19 protein-coding genes are annotated in these 22,222 nt (G+C 32.8%); 17 read left to right on the top strand and 2 right to left on the bottom strand.

Annotated features, from left to right (window positions below):
* The first annotated feature begins 56 nt into the window (after window positions 1–56).
* The 3 genes from ACW9UN_RS08980 (at window position 57) to ACW9UN_RS08970 (ending at window position 3,592) form a co-directional block, all read left to right on the top strand.
* Complete coding sequence (locus ACW9UN_RS08980; protein ID WP_459485915.1) at window positions 57–746, top strand: ABC transporter ATP-binding protein; 690 nt, start codon at window positions 57–59, stop codon at window positions 744–746.
* 44 nt (window positions 747–790) lie between these two features.
* Entirely contained in the window at window positions 791–3,283 is a 2,493-nt protein-coding gene (locus ACW9UN_RS08975) for an ABC transporter permease (RefSeq protein WP_459485983.1), read from the top strand.
* A 132-nt stretch (window positions 3,284–3,415) separates the two neighbouring features.
* The gene (locus tag ACW9UN_RS08970; protein ID WP_459485914.1) at window positions 3,416–3,592 is read left to right on the top strand and encodes an adenylosuccinate synthetase; all 177 of its coding nucleotides are present in this window, start codon (window positions 3,416–3,418) and stop codon (window positions 3,590–3,592) included.
* A 2-nt stretch (window positions 3,593–3,594) separates the two neighbouring features.
* Here the strand turns inward: ACW9UN_RS08970 and ACW9UN_RS08965 are convergent, their stop codons facing one another.
* Both ACW9UN_RS08965 and ACW9UN_RS08960 read right to left on the bottom strand, forming a co-directional pair.
* On the bottom strand, window positions 3,595–3,819 hold the full coding sequence (locus ACW9UN_RS08965) for a hypothetical protein (protein WP_459485913.1): 225 nt from the start codon (window positions 3,817–3,819) through the stop codon (window positions 3,595–3,597).
* Between the two features lie 314 nt (window positions 3,820–4,133).
* Window positions 4,134–4,490: a winged helix-turn-helix transcriptional regulator gene (locus tag ACW9UN_RS08960; RefSeq protein WP_459485912.1), complete on the bottom strand. Its 357-nt coding sequence runs from the start codon at window positions 4,488–4,490 to the stop codon at window positions 4,134–4,136.
* Window positions 4,491–4,703: 213 nt separating this feature from the next.
* Between ACW9UN_RS08960 and ACW9UN_RS08955 the strand changes: the two genes are divergently transcribed.
* The 14 genes from ACW9UN_RS08955 to ACW9UN_RS08885 all read left to right on the top strand — a co-directional run bounded on the left by ACW9UN_RS08955 (window position 4,704) and on the right by ACW9UN_RS08885 (window position 22,144).
* Complete coding sequence (locus tag ACW9UN_RS08955; protein WP_459485911.1) at window positions 4,704–5,378, top strand: NAD(P)H-dependent oxidoreductase; 675 nt, start codon at window positions 4,704–4,706, stop codon at window positions 5,376–5,378.
* Window positions 5,379–5,611: 233 nt separating this feature from the next.
* Window positions 5,612–6,358, top strand: coding sequence for a 5'-nucleotidase C-terminal domain-containing protein (locus ACW9UN_RS08950; RefSeq protein ID WP_459485910.1), 747 nt, complete (start codon window positions 5,612–5,614; stop codon window positions 6,356–6,358).
* A complete protein-coding gene (locus tag ACW9UN_RS08945) occupies window positions 6,358–7,272 on the top strand; it encodes a bifunctional metallophosphatase/5'-nucleotidase (RefSeq protein WP_459485909.1) in 915 nt (304 codons plus the stop codon). Before ACW9UN_RS08950 ends, ACW9UN_RS08945 begins: the two co-directional genes overlap by 1 nt.
* A 226-nt stretch (window positions 7,273–7,498) precedes the next feature.
* Window positions 7,499–10,267, top strand: a complete 2,769-nt coding sequence (locus tag ACW9UN_RS08940; RefSeq protein ID WP_459485908.1) for a S9 family peptidase — start codon at window positions 7,499–7,501, stop codon at window positions 10,265–10,267.
* Between the two features lie 8 nt (window positions 10,268–10,275).
* Complete coding sequence (locus ACW9UN_RS08935) at window positions 10,276–13,257, top strand: WD40/YVTN/BNR-like repeat-containing protein (protein WP_459485907.1); 2,982 nt, start codon at window positions 10,276–10,278, stop codon at window positions 13,255–13,257.
* 211 nt (window positions 13,258–13,468) lie between these two features.
* On the top strand, window positions 13,469–14,350 hold the full coding sequence (locus tag ACW9UN_RS08930) for a helix-turn-helix domain-containing protein (protein ID WP_459485906.1): 882 nt from the start codon (window positions 13,469–13,471) through the stop codon (window positions 14,348–14,350).
* A gap of 89 nt (window positions 14,351–14,439) precedes the next feature.
* The gene (locus tag ACW9UN_RS08925; protein ID WP_459485905.1) at window positions 14,440–15,309 is read left to right on the top strand and encodes a nuclear transport factor 2 family protein; all 870 of its coding nucleotides are present in this window, start codon (window positions 14,440–14,442) and stop codon (window positions 15,307–15,309) included.
* Window positions 15,310–15,377: 68 nt separating this feature from the next.
* The gene (locus tag ACW9UN_RS08920; RefSeq protein ID WP_459485904.1) at window positions 15,378–15,764 is read left to right on the top strand and encodes an O-methyltransferase; all 387 of its coding nucleotides are present in this window, start codon (window positions 15,378–15,380) and stop codon (window positions 15,762–15,764) included.
* On the top strand, window positions 15,765–16,385 hold the full coding sequence (locus tag ACW9UN_RS08915) for a ferric reductase-like transmembrane domain-containing protein (protein ID WP_459485903.1): 621 nt from the start codon (window positions 15,765–15,767) through the stop codon (window positions 16,383–16,385). It abuts the gene before it with no gap.
* A gap of 281 nt (window positions 16,386–16,666) precedes the next feature.
* Window positions 16,667–17,326 carry an oxygen-insensitive NAD(P)H nitroreductase gene (gene nfsB / locus ACW9UN_RS08910; protein WP_459485902.1) on the top strand — a complete coding sequence of 220 codons (660 nt, stop codon included), beginning with the start codon at window positions 16,667–16,669 and terminating at the stop codon, window positions 17,324–17,326.
* Between the two features lie 11 nt (window positions 17,327–17,337).
* Complete coding sequence (locus ACW9UN_RS08905) at window positions 17,338–18,192, top strand: DUF4437 domain-containing protein (RefSeq protein ID WP_459485900.1); 855 nt, start codon at window positions 17,338–17,340, stop codon at window positions 18,190–18,192.
* Between the two features lie 302 nt (window positions 18,193–18,494).
* Window positions 18,495–18,842: a hypothetical protein gene (locus ACW9UN_RS08900; protein WP_459485899.1), complete on the top strand. Its 348-nt coding sequence runs from the start codon at window positions 18,495–18,497 to the stop codon at window positions 18,840–18,842.
* Between the two features lie 163 nt (window positions 18,843–19,005).
* Window positions 19,006–19,422: a hypothetical protein gene (locus ACW9UN_RS08895; RefSeq protein ID WP_459485897.1), complete on the top strand. Its 417-nt coding sequence runs from the start codon at window positions 19,006–19,008 to the stop codon at window positions 19,420–19,422.
* 679 nt (window positions 19,423–20,101) lie between these two features.
* Window positions 20,102–22,144 carry an amidohydrolase family protein gene (locus ACW9UN_RS08885; protein ID WP_459485895.1) on the top strand — a complete coding sequence of 681 codons (2,043 nt, stop codon included), beginning with the start codon at window positions 20,102–20,104 and terminating at the stop codon, window positions 22,142–22,144.
* Window positions 22,145–22,222: the final 78 nt, after the last annotated feature.

Raw genomic sequence — 22,222 nt, 5'->3', positions numbered from 1 at the left:
CATTGTCAATTGTCTATTTTTCAATATCAGCATACTTAAGAAAAATTTAAAATATAATGTCAAAGATATTAAAGATTAATGATGTAGAGAAAACCTACACCAGTGGTTCTAAAAAATTAACAGTTATTAGCAATATTTCTTTTGAAATAACGCAAGGAAGTGTTTTTTCTATCGTAGGCCCGTCAGGTAGTGGAAAAACAACCTTGTTAGGTTTGTGTGCAGGATTAGATTACCCAACTTCTGGTACAGTTGAATTATGTGGCGCTATTTTACAAGATTTAAATGAAGATGAACGTGCTGCTTTACGCAATAAAGAAGTGGGTTTCATTTTTCAGAATTTTCAACTTTTACCCACCTTAACCGCGTTAGAAAATGTAATTGTGCCTTTAGAACTGCAAGGAGATAAAAATGCTGCCAAATATGGTAAAGCATTGTTAGACAAAGTAGGCTTGGGGCATCGTTTACATCATTACCCAACACAATTGTCTGGTGGTGAGCAACAAAGGGTAGCTTTAGCAAGAGCTTTTTCTAACAAACCTTCTATTTTATTTGCTGATGAACCTACTGGAAATTTAGACGAGGAAACTGGCGAAAAAGTAATTCAATTGCTTTTTGAATTGAATAAAGAAGCAGGAACAACTTTAGTTATTATTACCCACAATTTAGATTTGGCAAATAGAACCCAACAAATTTTACGCTTAAAAGGAGGAAAGATTGTTTCAAACGATAAAATAGCTACTATATAATGACCAATACGAATTCAAAAGCTGATTTTAATTGGTTGCTAAAAATGGCTTGGAGAGATGGTAGAGCGAGTATTTCTCGATTATTGTTGTTTATGGCTTCCATCATTTTAGGAATAGCAGCTGTAGTTGCTATACAACTTTTTAGCGATAATTTAAAAAACAACATTCAAAAGCAATCCAAATCTTTAATGGGTGCTGATTTTATTATTGATAGTAGGCAAAAGCCATCCGAAAAAGTACAAACCATCATTGATTCTTTAAAAGCAGATGCCTCTGAAGTTAACTTTGTATCTATGGCAGCTTTCCCAAAAAATGGAGGTACAAAATTGGTAAAAGTACGTGCCATGGAGGGAGCTTTCCCTTTTTATGGCAATATTACTACTTCACCAGAAAATGCTGGTAAAAATTACCAAAAATTGGGTGGTGCTTTAGTAGATGCCACTTTAATGTTACAATACGAAATTAATCCAGGAGATTCTATAAAACTAGGCAAAGTAACATTTCCTATTATTGGCGCTTTAAAATCAATTCCAGGCAGCACTGCTATTTCATCTTCAGTAGCTCCTACAGTGTTAATTCCTTTTCGTTTTTTAGCACAAACCGAATTGTTACAATTAGGCAGCCGAAAAGAATATCAATATTTCTTTAAAGCACCTACAACAGATTTAGAATTGTTAGATAAGAAGATTGATCCTATTTTAGATGATGAAAAAGCCGATTTAGACACGCATACAAGCACCAGCAGAAATTTAGGCAGACGCTATGAAAACGTGAATCGCTTTTTAAACTTGGTTGCTTTTATAGCGTTGTTATTAGGCTGTGTTGGTATTGCCAGTTCAGTACATATTTATATCAAAGAAAAATTAAAAAATGTAGCTGTTTTAAAATGTTTAGGGGCTTCTAGAAAGCAAAGTTTTTTAATTTATGTAATTCAAATTATTGGTATAGGACTTATTGGCGGTATTATTGGTGCTATTATTGGCACTACTTTGCAATTTGCATTTCCGTATCTTTTACAAGATTTTTTACCTTTTGATATAGAACTATCAATATCTATACAACCTTTATTTATAGGGATAATATTGGGGGTTTTAATGTCGGTTTTATTTGCATTACTACCACTTTTAAACACTTGGTATGTATCGCCTTTAGAAGTATTAAGGGGTAGTGAAGATCATCTTCAAAAACCCAAAAAAGCAAAAATCATTATGGTTGTTATCATCTTGTTGTTTGTTTTTTTGTTTTCTTTTTGGATGTTAAAAGACGCTGTAAATAGCTTGATTTTTACAGTCGGTATTTTAGTAACATTTGCAATAATGGCAGGTATTTCTAGCTTGTTTATCAAACTTATAAAAAAATATTATCCTGCTTCTTGGGGATATACGCAACGTCAAAGTTTATTGAATTTGTTTAGGCCTAATAATCAAACTATGGTGCTAGTATTGTCTATTGGCTTGGGTACGTTTTTAATCAGTACATTATATTTTACTAAAGATATTTTACTAGAAAAAACATCTATAAAACAAAAAAAGAGTGATGCTAATATCATTTTAATGGACGTGCAAAGTAGGCAAGAAAAAGCACTGTTAGCAAATTTTAAAAGTAAAGGTTTAGAGGTTATTGATAATATACCTATTATTACCATGCGCATGCACAGTATTCGTGGAAAATCGGTTAACGAAATCAGAAAAGATACTGCTGTAAAAATGCGAAAATGGATGTTAAACCGTGAGTTTAGAGTTACCTATAGAGAAAATTTAGCGGAAACTGAAGAAATTATAGAAGGAGAGTGGATTGGAAAAGTGCAACATGAAGAACCTATTCCTATTTCCATTTCAGAAAGTATTGCCAAAGATGCTAACTTAAAATTGAATGACGAATTAGCATTTAACATTCAAGGAGTGGTAATGCAAACCAAAGTTGCTAGCATCAGAAAAGTAGATTGGAGTAGTATGCAAGTCAATTTTTTAGTGTTATTTCCAACAGGAGTGTTAGAAAATGCGCCACAATTTAATGTAATGACTACTTATGTGCCTAACAAAAAACGCTCAGCTGAGTTGCAAAGAGATTTGGTAAAAAACTTTCCTAACGTTACTATTTTAGATTTACGACAAGTATTTACCATCATCAAAGATATTTTAGATAAAGTTTCTTGGATTATCAACTTTATGGCATTTTTTAGCATTCTTACAGGTTTTATTGTTTTAATTGGCTCTGTAAGAAACAGCAAATACCAACGTATTAAAGAAAGTGTTTTGCTAAGAACTTTAGGCGCAAAAGGCAAACAGATTATACAAATAACAGCTTTAGAATATGTGTATTTAGGAGTTTTAGGTAGTTTAACTGGAATTTTATTATCTTTAGTAGGCAGCCAATTATTAGCTACATTTTTATTTAAAGAACCTTTTATACCCTCTATAGTTCCGTTTGTTGTGTTTTTACCTGTAGTAACTTTATTGGTAGTTGGTATTGGGTTAAGCAATTTAAAATCGGTATTACAAAGTCCGCCTTTAGAAGTTTTACGTAAAGAGGTATAAAATATGTGTTAACAGATTATTTTTACGAATCAAAAATTATATCAGTATTTTTTACTAATAAAATAGCGCTTAATTTTTTAATTCTTTTTTATTTAAGTAACTTACAGTAAATCAATAATTAAATTAATAACTATGTATAATTTACTCCAAATAATTAATCTTCAATTACCCATTGGAACGCCTAACCCAGATGATAACCAACCCTTGGATTTATCGGATCCTTTTGAAGTTATTGTTTTTATTGTATTGCCTATTTTGGTTATTATTTTTTACTTTTTATGGAAAAAGCAAAACAACAACAAAAAGTAATGTTACTTTTCTTTACCATAATCTGTATCTAACTCTATATTTTCAATAGGTTCGTTGTCATTCGTTTTTTTATTTACTTGATTAGAATGCCTATCATTAGTTAATGGTCTGGCCATTCTACTACCAGGAATGTCTAAATTATTTTTTGCAATTTCTGGCTCATTTTTACTTTTTTTTAGTGTTTTTCCTGTTTTTTTTTCAGTTTGTAAGTTTTTATGATCTTTCATTATCTTTTTTTTATGTGATTATTAACGCTTATTAATTAAGCATTGTTTTAAGATACACTCAAATTACACAGAATATGTTTTTAAGATTAACGCAAATCAATAAAATCTTAATGCTTTTGATAATCATAAAAGCACTTAGCAAAATGATTTAGAAATTCTTACCAATTTCGAAGTAGATTGCAAACACACATAAACGTTTATAGCTAAAAATCTCTCTTATTTAAAAAGGCGATTTTATTTAGAAGAATATTTATTAAATCATACAGGATATAAATGAACTCATAACAAATACCTTCTTTTGCACAGATACTAGATTACATTTTATGAGAAACTATAACTTTCCCTTTTTCTTGAATTGCATAATCCCCCCAATCTGCAATAGATTGTACTAACGGAATTAATGTCTTTCCAAAATCGGTTAAAGAATACTCTACTTTTAATGGTGGTTTAGAAGTATACACTTTTCGTTTTATAATACCATCTTCTTCCAAAGTTTTAAGTTGTAAACTTAAAGTGCGTTCTGTAACTGTTGGCATTGCCTTTCTTAACTCGTTGTAACGCAAAGTACCACCAATTAAATGGTATAAAATAACTGTTTTCCATTTACCACCAATAATACCCATAGTTAAACTTGCGCAGCAAGGATATTCTTTTCCTTTAAATAAATACATCTGTTTTAAATAAGTTTTTGCAAAAATAATATACCATAGTCAATTGTACAACTATAATTTTTATAGTGTAAAAATAAATACATAAAGTATTGATAGTAAATATTTTAATTTAACAATAGTATACTATCATTTTTAACCGTTATTGCAAGGCACATTTACTATAACTATTTTTGCTACTATATTAAATATAGTATTAATATAAATAGATATAAAATGAATACACCTAATATTGCAAAAGAAGATATTTTAAAAGCTTTTAATTATAGGCACGCAACCAAAGAATTTGATGCCAAAAAACGCATTTCAGAAGAAGATATTAAATTTATATTAAAAACAGCAAACTTATCTCCAAGTTCGTTTGGTTTTGAACCATGGCATTTTATTGTTGTACAAAGCAAAGAGTTAAGAGAGTTACTAAAGCCTGTAGCTTGGGGTGCCCCTTTAAAACTAGATACTGCAAGTCATTTTGTTTTGGGTTTAAGCATGAAAGCGCCTATGGTTAAGCACGATGCTGCTTATATTACTCACATGATGAAAGACGTAAAACAAATGCCAGAAGATGTTATTGAAATGTATGCTAAGTTTTATAAAGAGTTTCAAGAACGTGATTTTACTTTAGATACTGACAAAAAATTGTTTGATTGGTCTTCTAAACAAACCTATATTGCTTTAGGTAATATGATGACTTCGGCTGCTTTAATAGGTATTGATAGTTGTCCTATAGAAGGTTTTCACCAAGAAAAAGCCGAGGCATTATTACAAGATAAGTTTGAGGTTGATACCGATAAATATGGTTTATCTTTTATGATTGCTTTTGGATACCGAAAAACAGATCCAGAACATCCAAAAACCAGAAGAAGGCTAGAAGATGTAGTTACTTGGAAATAAAATTATAAAAACAGTGTTCTTTACCAATATAAATCGCATCGTTTTGTGATAATTCTATATTGATAAAAAAAAAATTATTGAGCGCTTTTGATGATGAGTTGTATTTTAAATAGTTCATTATCAAAAGCATTTTTTTCATATATAATATATAAGCAACTACACAAAGTAATTTTTATCAATACGCTTTTGTTTTCATCGATTAATTAGTAGCTTTCGTGCTCAATTAACCACTCATGAAATATATTCATTTTCTATGTGTTTTGGTGTTGTTGTCTTCTTGTAAAAAAGAGCATCAAAACCTTACTAAAATAACTGCAAAAAACATTGCAATAGACACTAGTATTGCAGCTTCTAAAGAAATCAATTCGTTGATCAATCCATATAAAGAAGAACTTACTGGAGACATGAAAGAGCCTTTAACTTTTACACCTATAGTGCTAACCAAAGAAAATAGGAACAAACAAAGTGTATTGGGGAATTTGTTGGCAGATTTGTGTATGGAAATGGCAAACCCTGTGTATCAGAAAACAACTAACACGAATATCGATTTTGCCCTATTTAATTCAGGCGGAATTCGTGCAATCATCCCTCAAGGGGTGGTTACCAAAGAGCATGCCTTTAAAGTAATGCCTTTTGAAAACGAATTGGTGGCAGTTACGCTTAGTGGCGCTAAAATGGAGGAGTTACTACACTATTTTATAAAAACCAAAGCTGCACATCCTTTGTCTAAAAACATCAATTTAACCATTAGTGATGATGCTTATGCGTTAAAAATAAACGGAACTCCTTTTGATATCAATAAAAATTACACGGTTTTAACCACAGACTATTTACAAGGAGGTGGAGATAGAATGAACTTTTTTAAAGAACCTGTTAAATTAACCGTTTTAGACTATAAAATGAGAGATGCTATTATCGATTATTTTAATAAAGTAGATACTTTACAAACAGCTATTGATAACCGCATAAAACTACAATAATGAAAAGAAGAGATTTTATAAAACGTACAGGAGCTGTTTCTACATTTGCATTGGCTGGTGGTTTGGTTTTACCCTCAATGATAGCTAAAAAGCAAAAGCACATTACCATTTTACATACCAATGATACACACAGTCATATAGAACCTTTTAGTGCCAATCATAGTAGAAATCCGAATAGAGGAGGAGTAGCCAGAAGAGCAACTTTAATTCAGCAAATAAGACAAGAAAACAGCAATACCTTATTGTTAGATGCTGGCGATATTTTTCAGGGAACTCCGTATTTTAATTATTTTGGTGGCGAGTTGGAATTTAAACTGATGAGCATGTTAAAGTATGATGTAGCTACCATCGGAAATCACGATTTTGACAATTCCATAGAAGGCTTATACAAACAATTGCCCAATGCAAAGTTCGATTTTGTGTCTGCCAATTACGATTTTAAAAATACTGTTTTAGACACCCACGTAAAGCCTTATAAAATTATGGTAAAAGAGGGCATTAAAATCGGAATCTTCGGATTAGGAATTGAATTGGAAGGCTTGGTAAACAAAAAGATGTACAAAGAAACTGCTTATTTAGATCCTTTAACAGTTACACAAGACATTACAGATCAACTTAAAAATAAAGAACAATGCGATTTAATTATCTGCTTATCGCACTTGGGTTATTATTACAAAAACAATCCGAATAAAATCTCTGATTTAAACTTGGCAAAAGCCACCAAAAACATCGATTTAATTATTGGGGGGCATACCCATACCTTTTTACCAAAACCTACCATTGTAAAAAACAGTGAGGGTAAAAACACATTAATCAATCAAGTGGGTGCTTATGGTTTAAACTTAGGTAGAATCGATTTCTATTTTGATGAAAATAATGAGAAATCATCTAAAGGTGCTACGATTTTGGTGTAACTTTATTTTAATATTTTTTGTTGTATTTCAATACTACATAACAGAAGTCATTGTTTTACTAACATTCCCTTTTTTAACCCTAAATACATCATATAAATTCAGACAAGTTCAACACAAAAGAACTTTAGGCATATCAATTCAAATTCAAACTAGTACACTTATGAAAACTTTGTCCACTTTTCTATTGTTTTGCGTCGCAATTTCTTTGCAAGCGCAAAAAAAAGTAATGCAACATGAAGATAAAGCATTATGGAATCAGATTAAAAATGCAAGCATATCCAATTCTGGGGATTATGTTTTATACGGCTTAGCCCAAGACGAAAAAGACCAAACCTTATACTTAAAAAGTACTAAGGGCAATGCTATTATGGAATATCCTCGTGCGAAAGGAGGAGATTTCACCTACGATTCTAAATTCGTGGTTTTTTCGGTGAATGCATCTAAAGACAGTATTACTGCATTGAAACGTAAAAAGACCAAAAAGAAAGATTTTCCGAAAGATACTTTGGTGATTTATAACATTCAGAAAGAAAAGGTAGAAAAAATACCGAATGTAAAATGGTACAAAATTCCGGAAAAATGGGCTGGTATTGTGGCTTATCAATTAGAACCGGTAACACCTAAAAAAGGGAAATCAGAAAAAACAGAAAAGCCAAAGAAAGAAAAGCAACCTGAAAAAACAGCAAAGGCAAAAACCAAAAAACCAAAAGTAAAAAAGGTATCGAGTAAAAATGGCTATCATATTGTAATCCGTCAATTAGAAACAGGTATAGAAGATACCTTAAAGTTTGTTACCAAACATGCTTTGTCTAAAGAAGGTAAGGTAATAACCTATGCAACTACAGGTACAAAATCGGGAATTAAAAGTGGTGTTTACCAATACAATGTAAAAGATGGAGCATCTACATTGATTTTTGAGAGTCATGCTAAAACCAAATACCCACAAATGGGTATCTCTGATTCTGGAAAACGCATTGGTTTTGTAGTAGATGCAGATTCTACCAAAAGCCTAATTAAAAAGCCAAGTTTGTTTGCTTGGAAAAGCGGAACTGCTACTGCACAGGAATTGGTAGCCTCTGAAGAGAATGCAGCCAACTTATTGGTATCGCCAGATGAACGATTGGCCTTTTCTAAAAATGAAGAACGTTTGTACTTTGGATTAAGAAAACCGCCTATTGTACAAGATACTACCTTACTTAAAGAAGAAATTGTAAATGTAGAAGTGTGGAGTTATAACGAACCAAGATTGTACACTGTACAAGAAATGCAAGTAAAAAGAGATCGGAAAAAAGCCTTTTTGTCTTTGTATGATTTTAGCTCGAACACAATGGTGCAGATTGCAGATGCTGAGTTTGATGTTGCACGTTATGCAGATGAAGGCAACTCAGACTATGCCGTTATTGGTAACAATACGCCTTATATGTTAGAGAGTCAATGGACAGGGCAACGTGCTATGGACATGATGAAAGTAGATTTATCTACGGGTAAAAAAACGATGTTGGGTAAAAAGATTTACGGAGGAAACGCATTGAGTCCGAAAGGGAATTATATGTATGGCTATTCTAGAAAAGACTCCACTTGGTTTACTTACAACCTTAAAACATCGAACTACAAAGCCTTAACCAAAGGAAAACAATTCTATAATGAGTTGCACGATTATCCTGATGATCCAAGAAGTTATCGAGCTATGGGCTGGACAGAAAACGACGAAAAGCTATTGGTTTACGATCGTTATGATATTTGGGCTTTTGATCCTGATACAGGAGCTGCAGAACAATTGACAAATGGTAGGGCTAAAAAGACCAGCTATCGTTATATTAAATTAGATGATGATGAAAAGTCCATCTCAACAAAGAACACTTGGTTGTTAAGAACCTTTAATGATGAGACCAAGTTTGGTGGAATAGCAAGTTTTCATCCGAAGAACAATAAAATAACCCAATTGGTGGAATCTGGCCATACGTATGGAGCCTATAAAATGGCGCAAGAAGATAAGAAAAAGAGAATGCTGTTTACACGTCAAAATTTTACGGAATTCCCGAATTATTATGTTACAGACGTTAGCCTAAAATCACCCAAACAAATAACAGATGCTAATCCGCAACAAAAAGACTACAATTGGGGAACAATTGAAATGGTGGAATGGACTTCTTTAGATGGCAAACCCTTAAAAGGGATGTTGGTAAAACCAGAAAACTTTGATCCGAATAAGAAATACCCAATGATTGTGAATTTCTATGAGAAAAATTCAGACGGTATTTACAGACATCGTGCGCCTTCTTATGGTAGATCTACCATCAATTATCCTTTTTATGCCAGTCGTGGATATTTAATTTTTAATCCTGATATTTATTATAGAGATGGGTATCCTGGAGAAAGTGCTTTGAACTGTGTTATACCTGGAATTACCTCTTTAATAGACAAAGGATTTGTAGACAAAGACAATATTGGTGTGCAAGGGCACAGCTGGGGAGGGTATCAAATTGCCTATTTAGTTACCAAAACCAATATCTTTAAAGCTGCAGAATCAGGAGCACCTGTACCGAATATGATTAGTGCTTATGGAGGAATCCGTTGGTGGACAGGTTTAAGCAGGCAGTTTCAGTACGAGCATACCCAAAGTAGAATAGGAGGTACGCCATGGGAATATCCGCAGCGTTATGTAGAAAACTCACCGATTTTTAATATCGATAAAATACAAACTCCATTATTAATTATGCACAATGATGCAGACGGCCATGTGCCATGGTATCAGGGAATTGAATTCTTTGTAAGCTTAAGACGTTTGGGCAAACCTTCGTGGTTATTGAATTATAATGGCGAACCCCACTGGCCTTTAAAAATGCAAAATAGAATAGACTTTAACATTCGTTTGGCGCAATTCTTTGATTATTATTTAAAAGGAGCCCCAAAACCAATGTGGATGGAACGTGGGGTACCTGCTATAGAAAAAGGAATTAACCAAGGGTACGAACTCATAAAAGAAGATAAATAACAGATAGTATGAAATTTAAAACAATAAAAATTAGTCTTCTTTTTGTATTGATGGCATTGGGAATTAAAGCTCAAGATTTCGATGCTTTTCAGTACAGAACTGTAGGGCCAGAAAGAGGAGGAAGAGTAACCACAGTAACAGGAACTCCACAATTACCAGGCACCTTTTATTTAGGAGCTACTGGTGGTGGCGTTTGGAAAACAGATGACTATGGAGTGTCTTGGAACAACGTATCTGATGGTTATTTTGCTACCCCATCTATTGGAGCTATAGAAATAGCCGTTAACGACCCTAATATTGTATATGTTGGTACAGGTTCTGACGGATTACGAAGCAATGTAATTGCGGGTAAAGGAATGTACAAATCTATAGATGGTGCAAAAACTTGGGAGCATATAGGATTAAAGGATGTAGGCCAAATTGGAGCTGTAGAAATAGACCCGAACAACCATAATGTAGTTTGGGTAGCAGCCATTGGGAATGCTTTTAAAGCCAATAGCGAACGCGGTATTTATAAAACCACAGACGGAGGGAAACATTGGGAAAAAGTTTTATTTGTGTCTGACCAAGTAGGTTTTGCCGATTTGGAATTGTTACCCAACAATCCGGATATTGTGTATGCTGCAGCTTGGAAAGCAGAACGCAAACCTTGGACGATTATTTCTGGAGGAAACAAAGATGAAGGCGGAATCTATAAATCTATTAACGGTGGTAAAGACTGGGTAAAATTAGAAAACGGATTGCCTAAAGGATTGATTGGTAAAATTGATTTGGCAGTATCGCCTGTAAATTCTAGCATTGTGTATGCGGTTATAGAAGCCCCTGGCAAAGAAGGCGGTTTGTATAAATCAGTAGATCAAGGGAAATCTTTTACACACATTTCTAACAACAAAGGTTTGGTAAACCGACCATTTTACTATACCAATATAGAATTAGATCCTACCAATCCAGATATTGTGTATTCTAATGCCAATCCGTTGTTAAAATCAACCGATGGTGGAAAAACTTGGAAACGTATGAGCGTACCCCATGGAGACAATCATGATATTTGGTTGAATCCGAAGAATCCATCACTATTAATTCAGGCCAATGATGGTGGGGCCAATATATCGCATAATGGAGGGAAAACTTGGTCTACCCAATTTAACCAACCCACAGCAGAATTGTATCAAGTAGAAGTAGACGACCAATATCCGTATTGGTTGTATGCAGGGCAGCAAGACAATAGTAGCACTGTTTCTGTGCCTAGTTTTCCGCCAAGTGCCATTCAATATCCGGGTGTAGGCTGGATTATGAATACAGGAGGTTGCGAAACAGGCCCAGCAGTACCCAAACCAGGCAATGCCAATATTGTGTATGCCAATTGTAAAGGTCGCTTTTTTGTATTCGACAAAACCACAGGTACCGAAAAAAGTTATTATGTTGGAGCATCTAACATTTATGGACACAATCCTAAAGATTTAAAATACCGTTTTCAGCGCGTAGCACCCATTCATGTATCGCCTCACAATCCTGATGTGGTGTATCATGGATCGCAATATTTGCATAAAACCGTAAACGATGGCGAGAGTTGGGAAACCATATCACCCGATTTAACCGCTTTTGAAGCCGACAAACAAGTGATTTCTGGCGGGCCGATTACGAGAGACATCACCGGAGAAGAATATTACAGTACTTTGTATTCCATTAGAGAATCGAAACTAAAAGAAGGGTTGATTTGGACAGGATCTAACGATGGAGTAATTTCTATCACCCAAGATGGAGGGAAAACTTGGAAAAATATGACCCCTAAAAAAATGCCTAAAGGCGGACGCGTAGAGTCTGTAGAACCTTCGCACCACAATCCTGCTAAAGCCTATATTGCCGTAGAAAGACATTTGTTGGGTGATGCGACACCGTATATTTATAAAACAGAAAACTATGGAAAAAGTTGGGAATTGCTTACCACAGCAACTAACGGAATACCTACTGATTACTATACGCGAGTGTTAAGAGAAGACCCTGTACGAGAAGGTTTGTTGTATGCAGGTACAGAATATGGGATGTTTGTTTCTTTTGATGATGGTGAGCAGTGGCACTCTTTTCAGCAGAATTTACCTGTAACTCCCATTACCGATCTTAAAATATTTAGAGGCGATTTGGTATTGAGTACCATGGGACGAGCATTTTGGATTCTAGACAATATTACGGCTTTGAGAGATGCACGTATTACTCAATTAAAAGATGCCCCTGTGTTGTTTCAGCCAGACAATATTATCCGTTATCGATATCCGAAGGTAAGCAGTAGAGCAGGGGTGGCACAATACCCTAGAACCAGTGTACGTATTGATTATTATTTGCCAAAAGGCCACAAAGGCCCTATTGAATTGGAAATTATAGATGCCCAAAACAAAACGGTTGCTAGTATTGTAAGCAACAAAACCTTATTGCCAAAAGTAGAAGAGGTAGAAGACATGAACCTGAGTCAGGTTTTTCGATATGTAGATACTAAGCTAGAAACCAAAGCAGGAATTAATCGTTTTGCGTGGGATTTACGACAAAAAGGAGCATGGTCTAGCAACCCAAGAAGAAGTTTTAAAAGAGGGCCTATAGTAGCGCCTGGCCTGTATACCGTAAACTTAAAAGTAAACGGACAAACGTTAAGCCAGCCTTTTGAAATTAAAATGGATCCTAGAGTTGCCAAAAGTGGATTGCGCAAAACGGATTTGGTGAATCAGATTGCGTTGCAAGAAAAAGTAATTGTATTACTTTCTGACGCTAGAAAACTGCAAGCCCAATTGGAGAAAAGCAAGTCAGAAACTGCTAAAAAAGTACTACAACAACTTAAAAATGATGATGTAGTGTATCCGCAACAAATGTTTGTAGCTCAAGTAGGGTATTTGCTAAACATGATTAGCAATGCAGACCAAAAACCAGGACAAGAAGCCGAAAACCGTTACAAAGAATTATTGCAACAGTTTAAAGCATTGCAACAAGAAGCTGCAAAGTAAGGCTTTTTGAACAACACTTTTTTAAAATTGGTATGGTTACTTTTAGAAGTAATGCTACCAATTTTTTTTATGCTGTTTTTGGGGTTTAAACATGCTTTTATTGAATGCCTAATTGCAAAATATCAATAGATTTTCTTGATTTGTGTATTATTTACTAGCTTTATAGTTTGAATTACGAAACAAAACATCAAAAAACAACAATGTAGGTAATATGGCAAACGACATTCCGTATATAAAATTTAATCATTCTACAATTGAAAATATAGGTTTTGAAATTGTACCTATAAAAAAAATTGCTCAAACAAAAGAACAGCAAGAACACAATCCAGAATTACCACATCAGCTAAAATTTTATAATTTAATTTTTTTCACTGAAGGAATAGGTAGGCATTATATTGACTTTAAATGGTATCCTGTTAAAAAAAACACATTGGTTTACCTTACTAAAGAACAGGTAAATGCGTTTGAATTTTCAGAGGGTTTAAAAGGGGTTTGCATGGTATTTACAGAAGAGTATTTTATTAGTTGTTTTTCTAATTTAACAGAAAATTTTGTGTTTAGGCTCTTCAATCCACAATTATTCTCACCTATTCTCCAAATCCCAAATGAATCTGAATTTGAAGAATATTTTAAGTTACTACAAAAAGAACACAATAATTTTCAATCATTAAATCAAAAAAACATCATTAACTCGCTTTTTATAATTCTTATATTAAAAGCGGAAAACATCAAACAAAACCAAACCATATATATTAAGGAAACTTCAAAAATTGGTGTTTTTCAGAAATATACTTCACTTATAGAGCATAATTACTCTCAAAGTAGAAGTGCAAATTTTTATGCTGATAAATTGGCTATAACATATAAACATCTTAACACTATTTGTAAAGAGTTAGTAAATAAAACAGCCAAAAAAGTAATTGATGATTACATTGTGCTACAGGCAAAAAGAAGCCTAATTAATTCAAGTTCAAAAAGTACCGAATTAGCTTATAAATTAGGTTTTGAAGACCCTACAAACTTCACTAAATATTTTAAGAAAAATACAGGTTTAACCCCAAATTCTTTTATAAAATCAGTTTCCATCATCTAAAGGTTCGGTTTTAACCATTTTAATACCTTTTTTCATCTTTTTTACAGATGTTTCTTGTCTCATCTTTGTATCAAGCAAAACACATAGATATGAAACAAATAATTACAACTGTTACAATGGCTCTTTTAATAGCATCTTGTAGCACAACTAAAAAAGAATTGATCACAAAAAAAGTAGAAAAAATGGAAACAAAAACGGAATTATCAAACAAAGAAAAAGCTGCAGCACTAATTAAAAGTATGGAAACAGGGGATCAATCAACAATTGCCTATATAAATCCTACGAATTACAAACAACACAACCTAATGGTTGCAGATGGTTTAAAAGGATTTGGAGAGGTATTGCATAACGCCCCAGAAGGTGGTTTTAAAGCAAAAGTTATTCGCTCTTTTCAAGATGGAAATTTTGCATTCACACATACAATTTATGACTTTTTTGGACCAAAAGTTGGATTTGATGTTTTTCGTTTTGAAAATGGACAAATTGTAGAACATTGGGACAATTTAATTGCTATTCAGCCTAAAAATCCAAGTGGTAGAACACAAACAGATGGAGAAACTACTTTAACAGATTTAGATAAAACGGAAAATAATAGAAAAGTAGTTCAGAATTTTATAGACGATATTTTGTTTGCTCATAAAACCAATTTTACCGATTATATCAATCCGACTAAATACATCCAACACAATCCAGCAATTGCTGATGGTTTGGAAGGATTTGGAGCTGCTATGAAATACTTTGCAAAAAATGGTTTGGTCATGGAGTTTGAGAAAACCCACAAAGTTTTAGCAGAAGGAAATTTTGTTTTAAGTATGAGCGAAGGAAAATTTGGGAAAGGAGAACACACTGCTTTCTATGATTTATTTCGTTTAGAAGATGGTAAAATTGTAGAGCATTGGGATGTTATAGCACCAATTCCACCAAAATCTGAATGGAAAAACAACAATGGTAAATTTTAATTAAGAACACATAAATCTAAAAAAAGAACATCAAAAATTTGGTGTTCTTTTTAATAATTAAAAAAATTATGACTTTTAATCTCATTGATGCAACATTGGTTGACCTTTATAAGGATTCAAAATTCGATGCTTTAAAAATAATAGAAGGAGCTGCAATAAGTGTGTTTAGACCTATGCAACCTTCTGATTTTAAAGAAGCTTATCTATCTATATCAGCAGAACAAGGAGAATTTATTGTAAAAATTATTAAAGAAAATAATCTAAAAAACATAGTAGAGTTCGGAACTTCATTTGGCATATCTACCCTGTTTTTAGCTAAAGCAGTTATAGAAACTAAAGGAAATATCATAACTACAGAATTGTTAGAATCCAAAGCAAAAAAAGCTATGCAAAAGTTTAAAGAAAAAGCAGATAAACTGGAAAAAGAACTTAAAGAACTAAAAACTTACAAATAAATGGACTTCATTAAGAAAAATTTTGGCTGGATGATAGTTGCTATTTTAGCAATTTTGCCATTATTGGTTGTTTCAAGTATGATTCAATTCGACGTTACAAATGGTTTTTCATTAGCTGAAACTTCTGCTGATACAAATAAAACAACCCTTGAAATGCTATATCACGTTACAGGCGAATTTGCTATAAGATGGATGACTGCTGTACTAACATTAACACCTGTTTATATTATTTTTGGCATTACCAATCTATTTGTTAGACAAGCAATGGGAATTGCAACAGCAGTTTGGAGTTTGTTGCATTTTGCCTTTTTTATTTGGAAAGAAGGTGTTTTAGAAACCTTTACGCAATTTAATTATATACTTGGCTTTTTTGCAATATTAATTCTAATTCCATTGCTTATCACTTCCAACAAGAAATCAATGAAAAAACTTAAAAAGAATTGGAAAAAACTGCAAAGTTTGGCTTATCCTGCAATTGTATTAAGCTTAATTCACGTAGCAATTTTAGACAAAACTTGGCTAATTTATGCCATAGTTGTAGGCATTGGTTTTATTATACGAATCCCATTTATTCAAGATAAATTTATAGTCATCAGAAAAAAGAAAAGAAGGGTTAATTAAGTAAATTTTGTTAAAATATGATAAGATATCTTAACTATAAAAAATGAACTTAAGAAAACTTAAAGTTAGGCTTATAAATGTAATTATTTAAAAATACAAATAAACACTATATATCAAATCAAAAAACTATACTTTTTATAGTTTGTTTTAAAGCCTCAAAAAACTTAAATACAGTATTTTATAAATTTAAACACATACTATCATTTTTGACCGTTATTGTGAGAATTAATTACTATACTTAATTTTGTCACTATAAAATATATAGTAAATAAAAAGACAAAATGAACTTAAAAGAAACACTAAATTGGAGATATACAACAAAAGAATTTGATGCTTCAAAAAAGATATCAGATGCTAATATGTTAGAAGTTAAGAATTTGTTGAGAATGAGTCCGTCAAGCATCAACTTACAACCCTGGCATTTTATTATTGCAGAAAGCAAAGAAGGTAAAGCAAGAATGGCAAAAGGAACACAAGGATTTTTCCATTTTAACGAACCTAAAATTACTAATGCTTCTGCTGTGGTTTTATTTTGTGCTAAAACCAATGTGGAAGAAGATTATATCAATCACATTGTTGATACAGAAGATAAAGCCGGAAGATTTCCTAATGAAGATATAAAAAACGGTTTTTATGGAGCGATGAAAGCTTTTATCGATATTCATAAATACGACTTAAAGGATGTGCAACATTGGATAGAAAAGCAAGTGTATTTAAATATTGGTAGCTTTTTATTAGGCGTTGCAACTTTTGGCATAGATGCTACACCAATGGAAGGAATAGATGTAAAAGCACTTGACGAAGAATTCGGTTTAAGAGAGCAAGGATTTACGGCTTTAGTGGCAGTTTCGTTAGGCTATAGAACTGCAACAGATTTTAATGCTACAGACAAAAACCCAAAGGCAAGATTGGCTGAAAACGAAATATTTACCACAATATAAAGATGTTAATTATGAAAAACAATTTAGTAATAGTAATTATTTTTATGGCTTTGATGATAAGTTGTAAAAACGCAAACAAGAAAAATTCAATAACCCCTTTAACTCCTAAAATAATAAAAAACCCAACAAACTCAGTTTTATTAAGCTCAGAAATTAAGTGGGAGAAATTAAATCCTGCAAGAGGAGATCAAAGTCCACAAGCAGGAACCCTTTGGGGTGATAGAAAAGGAGAAGTTGCTACTGGTTTTTTAGCGAAATTTGTGGACGGATTTTCTTCACCACCGCATATACATAACGCCACTTATAGAGCAGTTGTAATCAAAGGTAGTATCCATAATGACGATCCTGCAGCAGCAAATATGTGGATGAAATCTGGTAGTTTCTGGACACAACCTAAAGGCGAATCGCATATTACCTCTGCTCAAGGTAAAGAAAACATCGCTTTAGTAGAAATAGACAAAGGGCCGTACTTGGTACAACCCATTGAAGAAGCTTACGATAATGGCGAGCGACCAATCAATATAGATGTTTCAAACATAGTTTGGTTAGACAGTAAAAAAACGAACTGGATAAATGATGATAGTAACGCTAAAATTAGTTTTTTGTGGGACGCTAATGGCTCAAAAGGACTTTTTGTAAAGCTTCCGAAAGGATTTAAAGGTACATTTCATACATATGGTACAGAGCTACATGCAGTTGTAATTCAAGGCGATTTGAGCTATACATTACCGCAAAACAAAGAAACCAAAATGTTGGATGTTGGAAGTTCGTTTAGTGCAACAAGCAATGCAATTCACAAGGTTTCTAACCCAAGTAATCATGTTCTCCTTTATTTTAGAACTAATGGAGATATTAAAATAGTTTAAGATGAAAACAAATTGTAATCACATGAAATACATATGGTTATAAAAAATTAACTGCAACAAAACTTGCAAATACCGGACATCAAATCATTTTTCACGGAAGAAGTTTTGAGAAACTGAAAACCACAATTTCAGAAATCAAATAAAAAACAAGCTATGATAAAATCAGTGGTTTTATGTCAGATTTATCAGACTGTGATACAAAACCTTAAATCCTAGCCTATGTTCTATTCGGTTTATATTTGCTAACTTTACCACATAAACCTATAACTTAGCTTATACAACAAAAAAAACACATTTGAGAAATGAAATATAAATTGGTGTATATATTTTTAATACTAGTATCCGCTTGCCTGATATCTTGTGATCGACCTAAATGTAATAATAAAAATATAATATTTGAAACATATGAACCGAGTTCTAAAAAATATAAAGATGAGTTAGTGAATCAATTAAATAGAATTGACCGATCTAAACTTAGGTATTGGCTTCAAAAGTATGATGAGTACGATGGAAAAGAAAGCTTATATTTTAACATTCAAGGAGATGGATTGTGTGCCATTTTACATTTAACAGTTAAAAATTGGAATAAACTGGAAGATGTAAGAGAAAAAAAGGAGTTGGTCGTAGAGGTGCAGAATTTACGAATTTAAAATTTCAAATTAATCAAGATTCTGTATCAACTGATTTTATGTACATCACGTACGACAATTTAATAGATTAAAACAGTGTGACAACAAAACAACATCTATTAACACGTTTTGTAAAAGCTGAACTAACATCAAGCTATTCAAAAACTTAATACAACAAAATGTAATGAACAGATTTTACTTTTTGATTTTTTTAATAGTTGGATGTTCAACACAAAAAGAGAAATCTGAATACGAAAAACTTTTGGATTATGAAGGAACTTACGAATATGTAAATCAAAGCACACTTGATATTGTAGCCTCAGAACCAAACACAACACTCTATGCTGTTATCGTTAAAGCAAAATATCCTTTAAATTATATCGCCTTAGATAGTTTTACAAATATTCAAGACATCTCTGTCGTTTTTAAAAGAGATCAATCTAACAAAGTCATAAGTTATAGAACCAGCGGACAATCTTTTGCACTGATAACGACTGAATTTGAAAAAATGGATATATTTTCACGAAAAAAAATTTTTTACACTCCTGATAACTATACATACCAAAAACCAAAAGAAACTTCAGATGGTCTAAAATCGTGACTTATACAAGAAGAATTTAAAAATACCCAACCAATAGGATGCTCTTAATTTTCATAAATTATTTGCTGTAGAAGCATCAAAATTAGATGTTTCTAAAGCAAAACCAAGTACTGAGTTAAATAGATTCAATTTATACAATCAATTAGCTTCTACATATTACTCAATAATTCTTGCTCAAGAAAGTATTGAGGTTTATGAAAAGAATTTATTAGCATCTAAAACGATTCTTGAAAACCCATCAAATCAATTTGAAAATGAAAAGTATTGGTGTTTTTTAAATATAGCAGTACAAAAGTTTTACAAGGAAAAGGAAACTATAGGTATTGTAGTGATTAATTTTAAAAAAATCCTCCATACTATTTGTTGAATAATTCATGCGTAAAAATTAATGCAATGACTCATAAAAAATGGATAATCAGGTGTTTATTCAATATATTTATTTATTTTTAGAAACAATATGCAATGCCTTTAGAAAAGAAGTTTTTTTTAAACGATTATATTATAAAGGTACTTGTGTAGCATAAGTGTACAACGATTCATAAATTGAATAAAGAGGGTCTTTAAGATGGTATTCTATGATTTTGCTGTAGTTGTTTTGTGATGTTTACCTTAGGATACACCATTCAGAATAGATAAAAATAAAAATTGCGAAACCGATATATAAATTAAAAAAAACAATATGAAAACACAATTTCTCTACCTGTCTCTGATCTTATTACTAGTTTCATGTAAACAAGAATCATCCAAAATATCTTCTTTAATCGATTATCAAGGAGATGAAAACTTTTCTGTTATTATAAGTGGTACTACTGTAGGTCATCTTAAAACCCATACCGTAGGCGATACCATTCAGGTAGATTACGATTATAAAAACAATGGTCGTGGACCTACATTAAAGGAAACCATTGTGTTAAATACCGATGGTTTTCCTGTGCAATGGAAAATTAATGGCAGCACTACATTTGGCAGTAAAGTTAATGAACATTTTGCATTACATAAAAATATTGCCTCATGGACCGATGCTACTGGTAGCGATAGTACTTCTGTAAACAAGGCTTTGTGGTATGTAGATCAATCTGGTAGCCCTTATTCGTCAATTCTTATTGCACGTAGCCTTTTAAAATCAACCGATTTTTCAGCATATGTACTTCCCGCAGGTAGGCTAAAGCTTACAGAAATGGATAAAATAAGCGTTACTGTAGATTCAACTACCGTCAACCTTACCAATTATGCTGTGTCTGGGGCATATTTAAATCCTTATTATTTTATAGCCGATAATGAGAAACGTTTATTTGCCATAATTAGTCCTTCGTTTGTAATTGTTCGTGAAGGATTTGAAGCAAAAGAAAAAGAACTTAGAACCTATGCAGAAAATTATTCTACCCAACGATTTGAAACATTACAAAAGAAATATGCCCATAATTACGGAAAAAAAGTACGAATAGCTAATGTAAAAATATTCGACCCCAATACCTTGTCACTTACAGAACCATCGTCTGTGTTGGTAGATGGTGAGCGTATTGTAAGTATAGATGCCCCAAACACCAAAGGTAATGACGAAGTGCTTATTAACGGGGCAGGTGGCACCTTAGTCCCTGGTATGTATGAAATGCACGCCCATACTTGGGATGAAGATGCCTTATTAAATATTTTGGCCGGAATTACTTCCTTTCGAGATATGGGGAATGACAATGAGGTATTAGACGAATTAATTCAAAAAATCAATACAGGGGTTTTGGCAGGACCAAGGGTTCATCGATTGGGTTTTATAGAAGGACAAAGTGAATATAGCGCAAATATGGGCATCATTGTGTCTAGTAAAGAAGAGGCCTTGGCTGCTTTGCAAAAATATCATGACAAGGGTTTTTATGGAGTAAAATTATACAATTCTATGAATGGAGATTGGGCCCCGGACATTGTTAAAAAAGCGCATGAGTATGGGATGTTTGTATGTGGCCATGTACCAGCATTCTCCAATGCCAATGCAATGTTACGCGCCGGTTTTAATGAAATGACTCATATTAATCAAACCATGTTGGGGTGGGTGTTAGAACCTGAAGAAGATACGCGTACTTTACTTAGACTTACCGCATTAAAACGATTTGGTAGTTTAGATTTAAATAGCGCCAAGGTGCAACAAACTTTAGATTTGTTTATTAAAAACAAAACAGCTATAGACCCCACTTTAACAATTCATGAAATATTAATGAAGGCTAGGGATGGTGAGGCATGGGAAAGTACAAAAGATTTTATAGATCATATGCCGCCAAACATTCAACGCGAATATAAGGTTGCCTTGGCAGACATTAGTACTGAAAAAGATGACAAAGAATATCGTGAGGGATATGATAAAATTGTAGCTACCTTAAAAATGATGAAGGATAAAGGAATCTTTATAGTACCAGGTACCGATTTAGGTGGTGCTTTTTTTTACCATCGCGAATTAGAGCTTTATCAACAATTGGGGTATACCCCAGCAGAGTTGGTAAAACTTGCCACCTATGATATGGCTCAATATTTGGGTGATGAGCATCTTGGAAGTATTGTACCAGGTAAATTGGCCGATTTCTTCTTAATTCCTGGCAATCCAGTAGAAGATATTAAAGCCATTAAAACCATATCGATGGTGTCTAAAGGCGGTACTTTTTACTATCCAAGTGAGGTATATCCTAATTTTGGTATTAAACCTTTTACCTCAATGCCAGAAGTAACAGAAGAATAATGCATAGCTACCAAACATTTAGGGGGTATTTATATTTACCAAATTTTAGAATAGTAAAAGTTGAAATGAAATACTTGT

This window comes from Polaribacter litoreus (genome assembly GCF_054584775.1).
This window is presented reverse-complemented; position numbering and strand designations above follow the sequence as displayed.